Source organism: Bacillus sp. FSL R5-0659 (genome assembly GCF_038008785.1).
Classification (GTDB): Bacteria; Bacillota; Bacilli; order Bacillales; family Bacillaceae; genus Bacillus; species Bacillus safensis.
In genome coordinates, this window is sequence record NZ_JBBOZU010000001.1 from 920070 (window position 1) to 936509 (window position 16440).

14 protein-coding genes are annotated in these 16440 nt (G+C 42.0%); 11 read left to right on the plus strand and 3 right to left on the minus strand.

Annotated features, from left to right (window positions below; genetic code table 11):
- Positions 1–22 precede the first annotated feature (22 nt).
- The 10 genes from NSQ72_RS04580 (at position 23) to NSQ72_RS04625 (ending at position 13238) form a co-directional block, all read left to right on the plus strand.
- On the plus strand, positions 23–1615 hold the full coding sequence (locus NSQ72_RS04580; protein WP_144464967.1) for a PucR family transcriptional regulator: 1593 nt from the start codon (positions 23–25) through the stop codon (positions 1613–1615).
- Positions 1616–1870: 255 nt separating this feature from the next.
- A complete protein-coding gene (locus tag NSQ72_RS04585) occupies positions 1871–3211 on the plus strand; it encodes an aspartate aminotransferase family protein (RefSeq protein WP_341083380.1) in 1341 nt (446 codons plus the stop codon).
- Between the two features lie 150 nt (positions 3212–3361).
- Positions 3362–3919 (plus strand): glycerol-3-phosphate responsive antiterminator, encoded by a 558-nt coding sequence (locus tag NSQ72_RS04590; protein ID WP_024425304.1) that lies wholly within the window; start codon positions 3362–3364, stop codon positions 3917–3919.
- A 214-nt stretch (positions 3920–4133) separates the two neighbouring features.
- Positions 4134–4949 (plus strand): MIP/aquaporin family protein, encoded by an 816-nt coding sequence (locus NSQ72_RS04595; RefSeq protein WP_039177442.1) that lies wholly within the window; start codon positions 4134–4136, stop codon positions 4947–4949.
- 15 nt (positions 4950–4964) lie between these two features.
- A complete protein-coding gene (gene glpK / locus NSQ72_RS04600; protein ID WP_039177444.1) occupies positions 4965–6461 on the plus strand; it encodes a glycerol kinase GlpK in 1497 nt (498 codons plus the stop codon).
- A gap of 139 nt (positions 6462–6600) precedes the next feature.
- On the plus strand, positions 6601–8262 hold the full coding sequence (gene glpD / locus NSQ72_RS04605; protein WP_047202870.1) for a glycerol-3-phosphate dehydrogenase: 1662 nt from the start codon (positions 6601–6603) through the stop codon (positions 8260–8262).
- Positions 8263–8408: 146 nt separating this feature from the next.
- Positions 8409–10154 carry a phospho-sugar mutase gene (locus NSQ72_RS04610; RefSeq protein ID WP_341083382.1) on the plus strand — a complete coding sequence of 582 codons (1746 nt, stop codon included), beginning with the start codon at positions 8409–8411 and terminating at the stop codon, positions 10152–10154.
- A gap of 156 nt (positions 10155–10310) precedes the next feature.
- Positions 10311–11456, plus strand: coding sequence for a GAF domain-containing sensor histidine kinase (locus NSQ72_RS04615; protein ID WP_059375324.1), 1146 nt, complete (start codon positions 10311–10313; stop codon positions 11454–11456).
- Complete coding sequence (locus NSQ72_RS04620; protein ID WP_059375321.1) at positions 11453–12103, plus strand: response regulator; 651 nt, start codon at positions 11453–11455, stop codon at positions 12101–12103. Before NSQ72_RS04615 ends, NSQ72_RS04620 begins: the two co-directional genes overlap by 4 nt.
- A 250-nt stretch (positions 12104–12353) precedes the next feature.
- The gene (locus tag NSQ72_RS04625) at positions 12354–13238 is read left to right on the plus strand and encodes a GNAT family N-acetyltransferase (protein WP_064498240.1); all 885 of its coding nucleotides are present in this window, start codon (positions 12354–12356) and stop codon (positions 13236–13238) included.
- Between the two features lie 51 nt (positions 13239–13289).
- Here the strand turns inward: NSQ72_RS04625 and NSQ72_RS04630 are convergent, their stop codons facing one another.
- Positions 13290–13538 carry a YhdB family protein gene (locus tag NSQ72_RS04630; RefSeq protein ID WP_024425297.1) on the minus strand — a complete coding sequence of 83 codons (249 nt, stop codon included), beginning with the start codon at positions 13536–13538 and terminating at the stop codon, positions 13290–13292.
- A 191-nt stretch (positions 13539–13729) separates the two neighbouring features.
- On the opposite strand from NSQ72_RS04630, the gene NSQ72_RS04635 reads away from it, so the two are divergent.
- Positions 13730–14050, plus strand: coding sequence for a YqzG/YhdC family protein (locus NSQ72_RS04635; protein WP_371412180.1), 321 nt, complete (start codon positions 13730–13732; stop codon positions 14048–14050).
- Between the two features lie 144 nt (positions 14051–14194).
- Here the strand turns inward: NSQ72_RS04635 and NSQ72_RS04640 are convergent, their stop codons facing one another.
- Both NSQ72_RS04640 and NSQ72_RS04645 read right to left on the minus strand, forming a co-directional pair.
- Positions 14195–15670, minus strand: a complete 1476-nt coding sequence (locus NSQ72_RS04640) for a catalase (protein WP_268474887.1) — start codon at positions 15668–15670, stop codon at positions 14195–14197.
- A 160-nt stretch (positions 15671–15830) separates the two neighbouring features.
- Positions 15831–16262 carry an Rrf2 family transcriptional regulator gene (locus NSQ72_RS04645; protein WP_047202875.1) on the minus strand — a complete coding sequence of 144 codons (432 nt, stop codon included), beginning with the start codon at positions 16260–16262 and terminating at the stop codon, positions 15831–15833.
- Positions 16263–16440 lie beyond the last annotated feature (178 nt).

Genomic DNA, 16440 nt, shown 5'->3' on the forward strand with positions numbered 1-16440 from the left:
CAAAACAAAGGGGGACATATCAATGAATGTAGACGTTCATTTTCAAGTGAGTGATGTGTTGAAAACAAAGTATTTTGCCCATGCGAAAGTGTTAGCAGGAGAAAAGGGATTGTTTCGGCAGGTCAGATGGGTGCATGTGTTAGAAGTGCCTGCTGTAGAAGATTTGTTAAATGGGGGAGAGCTCATACTAACAACAGCCGCAGGCTTCCATGACCAATTGGATGTGTTTCAAGCATTTTTAAAACAGTTGATCGATTCTGGTGCGGCAGGCTTGTGTATTGAATTTGTTCCGCTCAGATTCGATGTGCCGGAAGAACTGATTGAGTATGCAGAAGAAAGAAATTTTCCGCTGATTCTGTTTACAAAAGAAGTGAAATTCGTCAACATCACACAGCATCTCCATACGATGATGATTGAACGCCAGTATCAAATGATGGCTGATCTAGAAGCACTATCATCAAAGCTGAATGAGCTTTTGCTGACTCCCCATCCGCAGATGGATATTTTGGATCAAGTGTATCAGCACGTAAGGGGCATTCTTTTACTCATTCCTGTTCAGGGGGAGCCGATTATTTTATGTGATTCCTCCAAACAAACCGAAGAGATGGTCATGAATTATTTACAGTTTGCTTCCTTGCCAAAAGGATACGAAGTGACCAAAAAAGAAGTGCTTGCACTCAAGCAGACATTTGCAGACCTTGTGCTCATTCATCAAACAAACACACTCTCAGAATTTGAACTGCTCGTAATGGATAAAGGAGCAAATGCTCTGGCCCAGCAAACGCTAAGAGAGCTTTATACAGAAGAATTGAAGAAGACCAAAGAGAACGAATGGCTGCAAAAATGGTTCCAAGAAGAGCATACAGAAAGAGATATATTAGAGCATCTTGAAGAAACAGAAGGATTGAAAAAGCCAACCGGCTGTGTCGTGATGCTCTTTCAAAAGCATCATCAAATCGAAGAAATCGCAGGAAATTTATATTTTCTCGTATCGTGCCGCTCCATCTTTCAGCGTGCGGGTTTCCATTTGATTCCGTATGAGCATCAAGGACAAACCTTGTTTATTTTATTGAACACAAGAAAGAAGGAGGACTGGAAAGAGCGTGCAGAGAAGGCTGCAAGCGACATCAAACAATTGTATGATCGGGAGCAGCCACGCGGAACCGTGATCAATTTTGGCATCGGTCCATATTGTGAGCAGTTTCAACATATGAAAAAAAGCTTTCAAGCAGCCAAAGAAGTGCTGCATTTAAAGAAAGTGATGCCCCAGCGGGTGGAAAGCCCATTTTATCAAGATTTGCATATGCTCCGTCTCATGCCTGTCATGCAGGAAAGCGGACTGCTTGAATGTATGGTGAAAGAGTATTTGGAGCCTGTGCTTTTATATGATAAGCAAAATAGCGGAAGACTCTATCAAACGCTGAATATCTTTTTACAGACAAACGGTTCTAAAAAGGAAACTGCAAGCCAGCTCTTTATTGTCAGGCAGACCCTTTATCATAGACTAGATAAACTGCATTCATTGCTTGGCGAGGATATGATGCAGGCCCCGAAACGACAGGCGCTTGAATTTGCGATTCTTGCATATGAATTCCTGCAAGGAAATCGCCGTTAACGAGGTTTGTTAGATTTGCTAAGGCACACGAGTAGAATGTCTTATCGTTCTTTTCAATCAGTTGACGATCTGTCTAATGTAATCAGCCCGGCCCCTTTTTTATAATGAAAGTAACGGTTGGTTCTCTCTTACAGGCGGCCTAGTTTCAGTTTCATATGCCTCCCTTTTCATCCATATAATGAATGGAGAGGCAATGTGCTGCTGAACCAGTCTAAGCTTCTTTAGTGATGAAAACGGATACATGGGGGCGAGAAGATGAAAATACATGAGCAGGCTCAAAATCTTCAGGCGAAAGATGATCAGTTGATCTGGCATCATATGAAAGGGACAAACAAGGAAAATGAAAGCATGGTTATTCACGAGGCAGAAGGCGCATGGGTGACAGATATTCATGGGAATCGCTATTTAGACGGGATGTCAGGTCTTTGGTGTGTAAATGCCGGTTATGGCAGAAAAGAGCTTGCAGAAGCGGCATATAAGCAGCTGAATACAATGCCTTATTATCCGCTGACGCAAAGTCATGTGCCAGCGATTCAATTGGCTGAAAAGCTAAATGAATGGCTTGGAGGGGACTATGTCATCTTCTTTTCTAACAGCGGTTCTGAAGCCAATGAAGCCGCATTTAAGATCGCCAAACAATATCATGCGCAAAAAGGAGAGAGCATAAGAACAAAGTTCATCTCCAGGTATCGGTCGTATCACGGCAATACAGCAGCTGCCCTTGCCGCAACGGGGCAGGCGCAGCGTAAATATAAATATGAACCATTAGGTCAAGGCTTTATCCATGTCGCACCGCCTGATATGTATCGTCATCCTGAGGATCAAGAAACTTTGGCAAGTGCAGCGGCAATCGATCAATCCATGACGTGGGAACTAAGTGAGACCATTGCTGGAGTTATTATGGAGCCGATCATTACAGGCGGCGGTATCTTAATGCCGCCAAAAGGGTATTTGAAGAAGGTTAAAGACATCTGTGAGGCTCATGGAGCGCTTCTCATTGTGGATGAAGTCATCTGCGGCTTTGGCCGGACAGGGAAGCGGTTTGGTTTTATGCATGAAGATGTAAAGCCGGACATCATCACAATGGCAAAAGGGATCACAAGCGGCTATTTACCTCTTTCTGCAACGTGCGTGAAACGAGAAATCTATGAAGCCTATGCAGGGGAAGATACGTATGACAGGCTGCGCCATGTGAATACATTTGGCGGACACCCTGCTTCCTGTGCGGTTGCCCTTGCGAACCTAGAGATCATGGAAAACGAGAAATTAGTAGAACGGTCTGACACGCTTGGGCAAGACATGCTTGAACGTTTGCAAGAGTTAAAAGAGCATCCATTTGTCGGTGATGTCAGAGGAAAAGGCCTGCTGTTTGGAATTGAGCTTGTCCAGGATCAACAGTCCAAAAAACCAGCTGATCCACAGGTTGTCGGTCAATTGATTGCAGAATGTAAAAAACGCGGACTAATCATTGGGAAAAATGGTGATACGGTTGCCGGCTATAATAACGTTGCCCAGCTTGCACCGCCGCTCAATATAACAGACGAAGACGCCTCATTTATTATAAACACGCTTAAAGAAAGCATGGCACAGTTATAGCAGAGAGATTTCTCTGCTTTTTTCTATGGAAAAAGCACATACGCTGCTAAGTAAAATCGGCATTGGATACACTAGGTGTATTGAAAAATAGAAGAGATTCTATTACTGTTAGGAGATGACTGAACCAATACACTTTGAAGGAGACGGCATATGAGTTTTCATGATCAACCCATTCTACCTGCTGTTCGCAATATGAAGCAATTTGAGGAATTTTTAAAAAGTCCATTTACATATGGGGTCTTACTTGATGTCCATTTAGGCCGGCTAAAGGGCATCATGAATGAGGCAAATGCCCATCATAAAAAAATGTTTGTCCATGTCGATCTCATTCATGGGATCAAACATGATGAGTATGGAACGGAATTTATTTGTCAGGAAATGAAGCCGGCAGGAATTATTTCTACTAGGTCTTCTGTCATAGTAAAAGCCAAGCAAAAAAAGGTATATGCCATTCAGCGAATGTTTTTACTTGATACAAGTGCCATGGAAAAAAGCATGGAGTTCGTAGGGAAACATCGCCCAGATTTTATTGAAGTATTGCCAGGGGTCGTGCCGGATCTCATTACAGAAGTGCGCGAGCGAGCTGGGATTCCAATATTTGCAGGCGGGTTTATCCGTACAAAAGAAGATGTAGAAAGAGCGCTTGAAGCAGGTGCTACAGCTGTGACAACATCGAATACAGCCCTTTGGAAAGCGTTCCAAAAGTGAAAAAGATAAAATGTGAAAATTGATTGACAACGTTTTCATCCTCTGATACTATAGCACTAAGTTAATATCATGTGATGGAGAAACGGAGATCCACAACAGCGCTTTACTAGGTGACAAATGACCCTGATGTAAAGTATGTTTGTTGTGGATCTTTTTTCTTTATCTTTTTTACACATTCATAGGGGATGGCAACTGAACCAGAGGAGGAATTTTCATGACACCATTTTGGGGTGAAGTCGTAGGTACAATGCTGCTTATTATTTTTGGAGGCGGTGTATGTGCGGCAGTCAATTTAAAGAAATCGCTCGCATATCAGTCCGGCTGGATTGTAATCGCTTTCGGATGGGGATTTGCAGTAGCCATAGCAGCTTATGCAACAGGTGGAATCAGCGGAGCGCATTTGAATCCTGCACTGACAATCGGGCTTGCGTTAGAAGGAAGTTTTCCTTGGGCTGATGTACCAATGTATATTGCCGGTCAAATGCTTGGCGCATTATTAGGAGCTATTATTGTCTTTTTACATTACTTACCGCACTGGAAAGCAACAGACGATCCAGGTGCAAAGCTGGGTGTATTCTCAACTGGTCCTGCGATTCCCCATACTTTTGCAAACGTACTTAGTGAAGTCATTGGTACATTTGTATTGGTTCTAGGAATCTTAGCGATTGGTGCAAATAAATTCGCAGACGGAATCAATCCGCTGATAGTTGGTTTCTTAATTGTCGCAATTGGTCTTTCATTAGGCGGAACAACTGGTTATGCAATCAATCCTGCACGTGATTTAGGTCCGAGAATTGCTCATGCGATTCTACCGATTCCAGGTAAAGGTCCATCGAATTGGAAGTATGCTTGGGTGCCAGTCGTTGGTCCAATTTTAGGCGGCGCATTTGGCGGTGTTTTCTACAATGCAGCCTTTAAAGCGAACATCACTCCAGCCTTTTGGATTGTAAGCGTTATTTTAGTTGTGGTATTGTTAGGACTCTATGTCTCTACGAAAAATCAAACAAATGCTGTAAATGAAAGTATGTAAGGGGAGGAAAACACCATGGCAAAAGAAAAATATATTCTCGCTTTAGATCAAGGGACAACAAGCTCAAGAGCGATCTTATTTGATCAAGAAGGCAAAATTGCACATACAGCTCAGAAGGAATTTAATCAATATTTTCCGAACCCAGGCTGGGTAGAACATAACGCAAATGAAATTTGGAGCTCTGTTCTATCCGTCATTTCAACTGCTTTAATTGAATCAGGCATTGAAGCAGATCAAATCGCCGGTATCGGCATTACGAACCAGCGTGAGACAGCTGTTGTTTGGGATAAACATACAGGCGCACCTGTTTATAATGCAATTGTTTGGCAGTCTAGACAAACGTCAGGCATTTGTGAAGAGCTAAAAGCGCAAGGACACAATGAAACGTTTAGAAATAAAACAGGACTTCTCATTGATGCTTATTTCTCAGGGACAAAAGTAAAATGGATTTTAGACAATGTAGAAGGTGCTCGTGAGAAAGCAGAAAATGGCGACTTGCTGTTTGGCACAATTGATACATGGCTCATTTGGAAGATGACAGGCGGTCAATCACACGTCACAGATTACTCCAACGCGTCAAGAACGTTAATGTTCAACATTTACGATCTGAAATGGGATGAAGAATTACTGGATATCCTTGGCGTACCTGCTTCTATGCTTCCAGAGGTGAAACCATCTTCACACATCTATGGTGAAACAACAGACTATCACTTCTTCGGCAGAAATATCCCGATTGCAGGAGCGGCGGGAGACCAGCAGTCTGCACTATTCGGTCAGGCTTGCTTTGAAGAAGGAATGGCGAAGAACACGTATGGTACAGGATGTTTCATGTTGATGAATACAGGGGAAAAAGCAATTAAGTCGGATCATGGTTTATTAACGACAATTGCATGGGGCATTGACGGTAAAGTTGAATATGCTTTAGAAGGAAGTATTTTCGTAGCTGGTTCAGCGATTCAGTGGCTGCGCGACGGACTGAGAATGTTTAAAGACTCAAAAGACAGCGAAGCCTATGCGGAGCGCGTTGAGTCAACAGAGGGCGTATATGTCGTTCCAGCATTCGTTGGTCTAGGCACACCATACTGGGACAGTGATGTCAGAGGCGCTGTATTCGGATTAACACGCGGTACTTCTAAGGAGCACTTTGTCCGTGCAACGTTAGAATCACTTGCTTATCAAACGAAGGATGTTTTAGATGCGATGGAAAAGGATTCAAACATCTCATTAAAAACTTTGCGTGTAGATGGCGGAGCTGTAAAGAATGATTTCTTAATGGGCTTCCAAAGTGATTTGCTGGATGTACCAGTAGAGCGTCCAGAAATTAATGAAACGACGGCACTCGGTGCGGCCTATCTTGCGGGAATAGCAGTTGGCTTCTGGAACGACCGTTCAGACATTGCAAAACAATGGAATCTTGACAAGCGCTTTGACCCTAAAATGGAAGAGGACAGCCGTGACTCGTTATACAGCGGGTGGAAAAAGGCTGTAAAAGCAGCTCAAGCTTTCAAATAAACCAAAAGTATGGTATACTTCAAGTAAGTTAATAGAACGGTTGGAGAACTGGAGAGACCGCAGGCACCGAAGTGTAGAAATACGCTTTGGGTGTTTGCGGTCTCTTTTTCTTTACCGTACAACATGGGAGGAACAAGAGATGACTTTTTCTAGCTTAGAAAGAGAACAAATGCTGCAGGAAATGACAAAAAAACCATATGATGTGTTTATCATTGGTGGGGGTATTACAGGCGCTGGTACAGCACTTGACGCGGCTTCACGCGGAATGCGTGTCGGTCTTGCAGAAATGCAGGATTTCGCAGCAGGTACGTCTAGTCGCTCAACGAAACTAGTGCACGGCGGACTTCGTTATTTAAAACAATTTGAAGTGAAAATGGTCGCAGAGGTCGGTAAAGAGCGTGCCATCGTATACGAAAATGGTCCTCATGTCACGACGCCAGAATGGATGCTTCTTCCGATGCATAAAGGCGGGACATTTGGGAAGTTTTCAACCTCTATTGGACTGAGAGTGTATGACTTTTTAGCTGGCGTAAAGCATAGCGAACGCAGAAGCATGCTAAGTGCGAAAGAAACACTTGCAAAAGAACCGCTTGTCAAAAAGGACGGCTTAAAAGGCGGAGGCTACTATGTTGAATACCGTACAGATGATGCACGCCTCACAATCGAAGTGATGAAAGAGGCTGTGAAATTCGGAGCGGAAGCGGTCAACTATGCGAAAGTAAAAGAATTTATTTATGATAAAGGCAAAGTGGTTGGTGTTGTCATTGAAGATGTCATGACGAAGAAAACATACGATGTGTATGCGAAGAAGATCGTCAATGCGACAGGTCCATGGGTAGATCAGCTTAGAGACAAGGATCACTCAAAAGAAGGAAAACACTTACAGCATACAAAAGGAATTCACTTAGTATTCGACCAATCGGTCTTCCCATTAAAACAAGCGATCTACTTTGACACACCTGATAAACGTATGGTCTTTGCCATTCCAAGAGAAGGCAAAACGTACGTTGGAACAACAGATACAGTATACAAAAAACAGCTGGAGCATCCGCGTATGACAAAAGCTGATCGTGACTATGTCATTCAAGCGATTCAGTACATGTTCCCTGATCTCAATATTACAGAAAAAGATGTGGAATCCAACTGGGCCGGTCTTCGTCCGCTCATTCATGAAGAGGGCAAAGATCCTTCAGAAATTTCTCGTAAGGATGAAGTGTGGACATCATCTTCAGGCTTAATCACCATTGCTGGTGGTAAATTAACAGGCTATCGCAAAATGGCTGAGCATATTGTCGATCTCGTACGTGATGGATTGAAACAAGAGACTGGCAAAGATTACGGTCCATGTAAAACAAAACATATGCCAATCTCAGGCGGTCATGTAGGCGGATCTAAAAACATGGCAGCTTTTGTTCAAGCGAAAACAGCAGAAGGAGCATCTGTTGGTTTAACAGAACCGATTGCACAAAAATTAGCTGAAAAATATGGTTCAAACGTCAGCAGTGTCTACAAACGAGTAGAGCAGCTTCAAGGGGAAGCAGACAAACGAAACATTCCAGCATATGTGCTGGCAGAGCTTGTTTATGCGATCGAAGAAGAACTAGCTGTAACACCTGTCGATTTCTTCTTAAGAAGAACAGGAAGCCTATTATTTAATATCAATTGGGCAAAAAAATACGCACAGCCTGTTGTTGATTACATGGCAGAGCGTTTTGGCTGGGATGAAGCAGCAAAACAGAAACATCAAACAGAATTAGATCAACTATTCCATGAAGCAGTCGTACCGCTTGATGCTGAATAAAAGGAAAAGCCGATCATGTATCGGCTTTTTTTATTTATTCTGCATTTTTTCCAACTGCCAATGATATAGCATGACATAAAGGATGATTCCATATAAAATAACAGTAGATGTTATTTTATTGATGATAAGAGCTGGGGAGGACGACCATGAGTTGGAAGACGAGTTATGAGCGATGGATCAATGAGAAGCACCTGGATACTGAACTAAGGGAATGGCTGGAGACGCATCAAGATGATCATCAAGCACTTGAAGACTGCTTCTACAAAAACCTTGAGTTCGGCACTGGAGGAATGCGCGGTGAGATTGGTGCAGGCACGAACCGAATGAATGTGTATACTGTTCGTAAAGCTTCAGCAGGTCTTGCTGCGTATATTGCGAAACATGGAGAGGATGCAAAAAAAAGAGGCGTCGCCATTGCATATGATTCACGTCATAAATCGCCTGAATTTGCGATGGAAGCAGCCAAAACACTTGCTTCACAAGGCATTCAAACGTACGTATTCGATGAATTGCGTCCGACACCAGAGCTCTCCTTTGCGGTTCGTGAGCTGCATGCATTTGCTGGAATCGTTGTGACAGCAAGTCATAATCCACCAGAATATAATGGCTATAAAGTGTATGGTGAAGATGGCGGGCAGCTGCCTCCATTTGAAGCAGATCAAGTCATTCAAGAAGTAGATGCAATTGAAAATGAACTGTCGATTTCAGTTGATTCTGAAGAAACGTTGAAACAGCAAGGGCTGATCAAAATGATCGGAAAAGAAATCGACCAGGCTTATATTGAAAAATTAAAAACCATAAGTGTGCACCCTGAGCTGGCAAATGAGGTCGATGTCAAAGTCGTGTTTACTCCGCTTCATGGGACAGCCAATCATCCTGTCAGAAGCGGACTTCAGGCTCTAGGTTATCAGCATGTCACGGTTGTGCCTGAGCAGGAAAAACCAGACCCACAGTTCTCAACAGTGACCTCGCCGAACCCAGAGGAGCACGCAGCATTTGAGTATGCCATCAAGCTTGGCGAAAAACAAAATGCCGATATCCTCATTGCCACAGACCCAGATGCTGACAGGTTAGGCATTGCAGTCAGAGATCACGAAGGAGAATTTACCGTCTTAACAGGCAACCAAACAGGCGCCCTGCTGCTCCATTATTTATTGTCTGAAAAACAAAAGCTGGGTCAGCTGCCGCCTCGTCCTGTTGTGATGAAAACCATTGTCACAAGTGAGCTTGGGCGTGCTGTAGCATCAGCTTTTGGTGCCGACACGATAGACACACTTACAGGCTTTAAATTTATTGGAGAAAAAATTAAGCAGTTTGAAAAGAGCGGAGAATACACGTTTCAATTCGGTTATGAAGAGAGCTATGGCTATTTGATCGGTGACTTTGCCCGGGATAAAGATGCGGTGCAAGCGGCACTATTAGCCGTTGAAGTCGCTGCCTTCTATAAAAAACAGGGCAAGTCCTTGTACGACGCGCTTGTCGATATTTTCAAGCAGTTTGGATTTTACCGTGAAGGATTAAAGTCATTAACCTTAAAAGGAAAAGAGGGAGCAGAGCAGATTTCAGCGATCCTTCATACCTTTAGAACAAATCCGCCAGCTGCCATCGCAGGGCAGCGCATCACAGTGATCGAGGATTACCAATCAAGTCAAAGACATCTTGTGGCTGAAAAGAAAGAGGAAACCATTCATCTGCCAGCATCAAACGTGCTGAAATATTTCCTTGAGGATGGTTCGTGGTTCTGCTTAAGACCTTCCGGCACTGAGCCTAAAGTGAAATTTTATATTGCAGTCAAAGGCACATCTTTAACAGATAGTGAAGAAAAACTAAAGCATCTGTCAGAAGAAGTGATGAAAGTCGTTTATGATATTGTGGAAGAAACAGCGAAATAACGAAAGACAAGGCCATCGTGTATGAATGCATGATGGCTTTTTTCTCAGTCAAAAGGATGAGAAAAAATCATTCTTTTGGAGAAAGAGCCGCGTGGGGACTCATGGTATAATGAGCGTAATGATAAGTGAAGGCTGCAAATGCCGGGGGTAAACAGTATGGGAGAATACCAAGAGAAGGTTGAAACATTAAAAACGTTAAAAGAAATTGCTGAAAAGCTAAATGAAGGCATGGAAATGAAAGAAACGCTCCATGAAGTGCTCCATATGCTGATGGATGTCACAGGCTTTCATTCAGCATGGATTTATTTTATAGAAAAAGACGGGTCATATGAACTGATGGCAGAGGTTTCTTTACCTGAAGCACTCGCAAAGCATCAAAAACAGCTCATGTGTCAAAATGATTGTTATTGCATCAATCGATACACAAAAGGCTCACTGCAATCAGCCACCAATATTATGAACTGCAAACGGATTGAAACGGCGATTGAACAAAAGCTTGGAGATACAGAAGGGATTACACATCATGCGACGGTGCCTCTACAAGCATGTAAGCGTACGTTCGGCTTATTAAATGTGGCGGCAAAGGGAAAAGTCACATTTACACAAGAAGAGCTGAATTTGCTTGAAAGCATTGCGCTTCAAATTGGTACAGCGATTCAGCGGATGAAGCTTGTGCAAAATGAACAGCAGCACGCCCTTTTACAAGAAAGAAACCGGCTGGCACAGGATTTACATGATTCTGTCAACCAAATGCTATTCTCTGTGAGTCTGACTGCTAAGGCTGCACGGCAAATGACAAGCGATCAGAATCTAGGGGAAATGATTGATTTTATTCAGCATTTGTCACAAGACGCTCTGATTGAAATGCGGTCACTCATTTGGCAGCTGAGACCAAGAGGCCTTGAAAAAGGGTTTACGACAGCAATTGAAGAGTATGCTCAGCTTTTAGGATTACGCTGCAATTTATCTTTATCAGGCTGTATAGAAATGGATCATTCTCACAATGAAACTTTGTTTCGGGTATGTCAAGAAGCGCTGAATAACTGTCAAAAACATGCGGAAGTAGAAGAAGTCGAGGTCAAACTTGAGCAATCAAAAGACACGTTTGAGATGAAAATCATTGACCTCGGAAAAGGTTTTCAATATGACGAGCAGATGAGCCTTCCTTCACTTGGGCTGAAAGGGATGTCTGACCGCATCCGAAGAGCAGGTGGAACATTTTGTATCCATTCAGAGTTAGGGAAAGGAACAACGATTCATGTAAAAGTGCCATTTTCACAAGAAAGGAAGGGATCGTCATGAGAGTTGTCATTGCAGATGATCATCATATTGTGAGAAAAGGCCTGGTGTTTTTCTTACAGACACAGCCTGATGTGGACATCGTTGGTGAGGCGTCCAATGGGCAAGAGGCATTAGAGGTTGTCAGAGATACTCAGCCTGACATTGTCTTAATGGATTTGTCTATGCCTGTTATGAATGGCATTGAGGCAACGAAACAAATGATGCTGGAAATGCCGGACACCCGCATTGTGATCCTGACAAGCTATGCGGACAAAGATTATGTGATTCCCGCTATTCAAGCAGGGGCGAAAGCCTATCAATTAAAGGATGTAGCACCAGAAAAGCTGCTTTCGACTATGATTGAAGTACAAAATGGCACCTATCAGTTAGATGGTCATATCACGACCTTTCTTGTGCAGCATCTGACAGAGCCAAAAGAGCAGAAATGGGCATTGATGAAAGAGCTGACCAATAGAGAGCGAGATGTTTTATTTGAGATTGCAAAGGGCAAAAGCAACAAAGAAATTGCCTCATCTCTGTTTATTTCTGAAAAGACTGTCAAAACGCACGTATCTCATGTATTATCAAAGCTAGAGCTGGCAGATCGAACCCAGGCGGCTCTGTATGCAGTGGATTATCAAAAAAATCAGCCAAAAGAGCTGCTATGACAGAAAGGATCTTAGTCGTTATGCTAAAACTTTTAAGCGCACATTCAATTCAATGAATTGAATAAAAAAGAGCACAGATGTTGGTTATTTGATGTGCGCTTTTGTGTAAAAAGAGAGGCATGTATAGTCTAATTTCTAATAGAAAAACGTAAAAGACTTGACGAGTGGATGCTCATCAAGTCTTTTTTTATTTTATAGGAGGTGATGAACTGGTCAATCACAGGTGAATTTAAAATGGGAGGGAATCAAAGTGGGAAAATATGAATTAGTAAGTGATTATCGCCATGATGTCAAATTAAAAGAGAGCTTTAATAAGCTTGCGATCGATACATTTGATTTGGATTTTAGTGACTGGTACGAAAGAGGCTATTGGGATGAAAAATATATACCTTATTCCTTTGTACATAACGGGAAGGTAATCTCTAACGCTTCTGTCTATCTTATGTCAGTGATCATTGATGGGCAAACGTATCGAGCAGTTCAAATCGGCACTGTTATGACAGATCAAGCCTATCAGCGTAAAGGATTAGCGGCAAAGTTAATGCAGCATATCATGGATGAATACAAAAATGAGTGTGATGTCATCTTTCTTTTTGCTAATGAAACTGTGTTAGATTTTTATCCGAGATTTGGTTTTACCCGTCATCACGAAAGTGAATTTAGCTTAAATATCAATAAAAGCGCTGTTCAAATAAAAAAAGGCGTAGATGTTAAAAAGCTGACATTGGAGCAAGACCTCTCATTACTTGAACGTTTCGCAGAAAAGCGGCAAACTCACTCAATGAAGCTGGATGCTCAGCATCACAGCAGCTTATTGATGTTTTATTTTACATTAGTATGGCCGGATGCCATTTTTTATATTGAAGCATTAGATACCATTGTGCTGATGAATGAAGAAAATGAAACGATGCATGTTTTTGATATCATCTCGCTTCAAACACCAAATGTACAAGAAGTTGTAGAAAGCATTGTGAAGGAAACAACGGAAAAAGTGATCTTTTATTTCACGCCTGATACGACAATTGAAGGTTTACACGCAGTTACGAAGCCAAATGACGAGGATGCACTATTTATTTACACAAAGGAACATTGGGCAAAAGGCCACTTTATGTTTCCCATCACAGCGCACTGCTAATTGTATGTAAAAAGGGAGGGCTAAAATAAACTTCATTCTAGCCCTTTTTCTTTATGTGTACATCGGTTGTGAATAAACTTCAGCAGCAGCAGCCTCTGAAGCGTGGTCAATGTACTGCAGGAGCCCATATAAACATTTTTCAACATCTGCATCGTTCCGGTTAAATTGATACGCATGTAAGAAATGCTCAATACGTTTCGAGAGCAGATCATCTTGCGTACGTACCATAAGAATAAGTAAATTATCCCATTGCGAGCGATGCGTATAATAAAGTGCTTTATCATAATCCGCCACATTCATTAAACCTTCTCCTTTCCCTTGAGAAGTCCTCATTAGTTTGCTCGGATCATATCGACTTTTTCAGGGGAAAAGTTGGTGTCCGCATGAATTGCGTACCGGGAATTATAGGCTGAATAATTGCTTCATGTATGAAAAAGGACCAGCCTGCTAAACCTAAACAAAACATATATGAAAGTGAGATCAATGATATCATGCAGCCGAAATGGTGGATGCTTATTGCAGCAGGAATCGTTTTGCTTGGCAGTTTGATGATTCATCCTGCATCAAAAGCAGCGGTGCAGCCGTTTGAAAATTGGGAAAGACTCGCGTACACAGCGTTGAAAGATGAATATAAAGGTGCCGCTTTAAACGATTATCATTACATTGGCCGGACAGAAGTAAATGATGAGCAGACAAAAGATGTGTTTCGCGTAACTGTTAAGGAAGGCACAACTCGTTTTGCCGCACATGCAGAAATTTACTTTCATCCGGTGACCGGTCATTTGATTAGTATTAACGTGTTTCGACTATAAAGAAGCACCTTTTTCTGTAAAAGGTGCTCGAGGCGTTCTGACAAAACCTCAATAACTGCCCTTACTAGCACACTCAAAAAAAGACAAAGGGCCAAAATTAAGATCATTTTAGCCCTTTGTCCAAAGATTTATTTCGAGATGGATTTACTTCATGCTTCCTTGAAGATAAGCGCGAATATCCACACCAAGTGAATCCGCTAATCGCTGACCGTAATCTTCATCGGCACGATAGAAGTTGCAGATTGCAAGTAATTTTGTTTTGTCATTTACATCTTTCAAATCAGCTGTTAGGTTTTTAATCAATGCTTGTTTCTCTTCTTCAGAGTAGCTTCGATATCTTTCTCCAGCTTGTTTGAAATCGTTCGGTTTTTCAATTTTTTGTCTCACGATACGGTCGCCGTGAAGAACTGGCTCACTTTCTTTGTAGTGAGGGTTTTCTTTTGGCTGATCGTCATAACGGTTTGGTTCATAGTTAATATGACCGCTTGGACGAGTCGTTGTCATAAAGCCATCCTGCTGGTTATTGTGTACAGGTGCATAAGGGCAGTTAACCGGAATGCGCATGTAGTTCGCACCAAGACGGTGACGCTGCGTATCAGGATATGAGAACAGACGGCCTTGAAGCAGTTTATCTTCAGATGCCTCAATTCCTGGAACAAATGCACTTGGCGTGAAAGCAGACTGTTCTGTTTCAGCAAAGAAGTTTTCAGGATTGCGGTTGAGTGTCATGCGTCCTACTTTTTGAAGCGGGTAATCTTCCTCGCTCCACGTTTTTGTTGGGTCACATGGATCATAATCAAGTTCATCATAATCGCTAAGCGGCATAAGCTGAACATATAAGTCCCATGCTGGGAAGTTGCCTTTTTCAATGCGGTCATATAAATCTCTTGTCGCATGCTGGAAGTCGTTCGCTTGAATTTCTGCTGCTTCTTCCATAGATAAGTTGTGAATACCTTCAGAAGGTCTCCAGTGATATTTCACATATTTTGCTTCACCGTATTTGTTCACCCATCTAAATGTATGCACACCAGAACCGCGCATTTCAGCGTAGCTTGCGGGGATTCCTTCGTCAGAGAAGAGCCATGTGAGCATATGAGTGGATTCAGGTGTTAAGGTCATAAAATCCCAATAACGGTCAGGATCTTGAATATTGGTTACAGGATCTGGCTTGAGAGAGTGAACCATATCAGGGAATTTCAATGCATCACGAATAAAGAAGATCGGCAAGTTGTTACCAACGAGATCATAGTTGCCTTCTTCTGTATAAAATTTGACAGCAAAGCCGCGCGGGTCACGTAAGGTTTCAGGTGAACCTTTTGGATGAATAACGGTGGAGAAGCGAACGAAAACGTCTGTTTGTTTTCCTTCTTCACTTAAGAAGGCTGCTTTTGTATGTTTCTCCATGCTATTTTCTACTTCAAACACACCGTAAGCGCCGGCGCCTCTAGCATGAACGACACGTTCTGGAATACGTTCACGGTCAAAGTGTGCAAGTTTTTCAATCAAATGGTAATCATCAAGAAAGGTAGGTCCGCGGTGACCAGCTGTTCTTGAGTTTTGGTTATCGCCAACAGGAACGCCTTGGTTCGTTGTCAAATTTTTATGATTTGAATTTGTCATTCTTTTCTCCTCCTGTAAACAAAAAAGTGTTTTCTAGCAATCTATATACCCTAATTATATTGAATCAAACATGATAGTCAATATTTATTTATAATAATTTTAAATAAATTATTATTACAAGAAGGTAAAGAAAAAGACGAAAGAATAAAATTCTTTCGCCTTAAAGCAGGAGCTCTCTGAGAGCATCTTTGTTTTGTGTTAAATCTTTTAGTGTGTATCCGTCAAGAACGCTTAAATAAGCAGTGAGTGCTTCATGAAGTACATGCTTTAATGAACAAATCGGGGAGATGATGCAGCCATTTTTCTTTGGATCAAAGCATTCAACCATGACTAAATCATCCTCTGTATAACGGACAACCTCTCCAATGTTAATGCTTTCTGGGCTTTTTCCAAGCCTGATCCCGCCATTTCTTCCGCGAATCGTGTCTACATACCCACGTTTTCCAAGATGATAAATCACCTTCGTCAGATGATTTTTAGAAATGCCATAAACATCGGCGATCTGCTGAATATTTGACAGTTCATTGTTTTCTCTTGATGCTAAATAAATGAGTACCCTTAATGAGAAATCTGTGTAATTCGTAAGTTTCATTTTGACGACCTCTAAACCTAATAGAGTTTTGTATCATCGTAACACATTTTAGACAAAAACTGTTCGAGAAAGTGTGAAATGTGACAACATTTAAAACATGTATTATAAATATTGCTTTTAGGGACTGTCTTCCATTACGATAAAGATGTATTCAAAATACTTCTTTTGAAAGAAGGAA

Coding starts and splice junctions, on each gene's coding strand:
- NSQ72_RS04580 (WP_144464967.1), top strand. CDS start 23: ATGAATGTAGACGTTCATTTTCAAGTGAGTGATGTGTTGAAAACAAAG.
- NSQ72_RS04585 (WP_341083380.1), top strand. CDS start 1,871: ATGAAAATACATGAGCAGGCTCAAAATCTTCAGGCGAAAGATGATCAG.
- NSQ72_RS04590 (WP_024425304.1), top strand. CDS start 3,362: ATGAGTTTTCATGATCAACCCATTCTACCTGCTGTTCGCAATATGAAG.
- NSQ72_RS04595 (WP_039177442.1), top strand. CDS start 4,134: ATGACACCATTTTGGGGTGAAGTCGTAGGTACAATGCTGCTTATTATT.
- glpK (WP_039177444.1), top strand. CDS start 4,965: ATGGCAAAAGAAAAATATATTCTCGCTTTAGATCAAGGGACAACAAGC.
- glpD (WP_047202870.1), top strand. CDS start 6,601: ATGACTTTTTCTAGCTTAGAAAGAGAACAAATGCTGCAGGAAATGACA.
- NSQ72_RS04610 (WP_341083382.1), top strand. CDS start 8,409: ATGAGTTGGAAGACGAGTTATGAGCGATGGATCAATGAGAAGCACCTG.
- NSQ72_RS04615 (WP_059375324.1), top strand. CDS start 10,311: ATGGGAGAATACCAAGAGAAGGTTGAAACATTAAAAACGTTAAAAGAA.
- NSQ72_RS04620 (WP_059375321.1), top strand. CDS start 11,453: ATGAGAGTTGTCATTGCAGATGATCATCATATTGTGAGAAAAGGCCTG.
- NSQ72_RS04630 (WP_024425297.1), bottom strand. CDS start 13,538: ATGAATGTGGCGGATTATGATAAAGCACTTTATTATACGCATCGCTCG.
- NSQ72_RS04635 (WP_371412180.1), top strand. CDS start 13,730: ATGCAGCCGAAATGGTGGATGCTTATTGCAGCAGGAATCGTTTTGCTT.
- NSQ72_RS04640 (WP_268474887.1), bottom strand. CDS start 15,670: ATGACAAATTCAAATCATAAAAATTTGACAACGAACCAAGGCGTTCCT.
- NSQ72_RS04645 (WP_047202875.1), bottom strand. CDS start 16,262: ATGAAACTTACGAATTACACAGATTTCTCATTAAGGGTACTCATTTAT.